At 77.1% G+C, this 598-nt stretch carries 1 protein-coding gene; it reads right to left on the reverse strand.

Annotation, left to right across the window (positions count from 1 at the left end; translation table 11 throughout):
- Positions 1–598 (reverse strand): HesA/MoeB/ThiF family protein (locus tag GTR02_RS22065; protein WP_205709831.1); only part of this gene is annotated, 598 nt, incomplete at both ends.

The following is a 598-nucleotide window of genomic DNA, read 5'->3' on the forward strand; positions in this document are numbered from 1 at the left end:
CCCCACCGCCCCGCCCGCCGCAGCCGGGGACGCTGCCGGCGGGCGGGGCGGTGGGGAACAGGTCCCGGTAGGTGGGGCCGTGCTCGTCGTGGAAGACGGCGACGTGGCCGTCGAAGCGCAGGACGGCTCCCCACACCCAGGGCAGGCCCGCGAGGACGCAGGCGTCGTTGACGAGGTAGCGGGTGGCGAAGCTGTCGGAGCCGTCGAGGACGAGGTCGTAGCCGGCGAGGAGGCGGGTGGCCGTCGCGGCCGTGAGGCGCTCGCGGTGGCGGTGGACGGTGACGAGGGGGTTGGCGCGGGCGACGGCCTCCGCGGCGCTGTCGACCTTGGGGCGGCCGACGTCGGCGTCGGAGTGGACGACCTGGCGCTGGAGGTTGGACTCCTCGACGACGTCGTCGTCGACCACGCCGAGGGTGCCCACGCCGGCGGCGGCGAGGTAGAGCAGCGCCGGGGAGCCGAGGCCGCCGGCCCCGACCACGAGGACGCGGGCGTTCTTGAGGCGGCGCTGGCCCTGCTCACCGATCTCGGGGAGCAGGAGGTGGCGCGCGTAGCGGCGGCGCTCCTGCGCGGTGAGCTCGGGGCCGGGGGGCACCAGGGG

Source organism: Kineococcus siccus (assembly GCF_009906795.1).
Classification (GTDB): domain Bacteria; phylum Actinomycetota; class Actinomycetes; order Actinomycetales; family Kineococcaceae; genus Kineococcus; species Kineococcus siccus.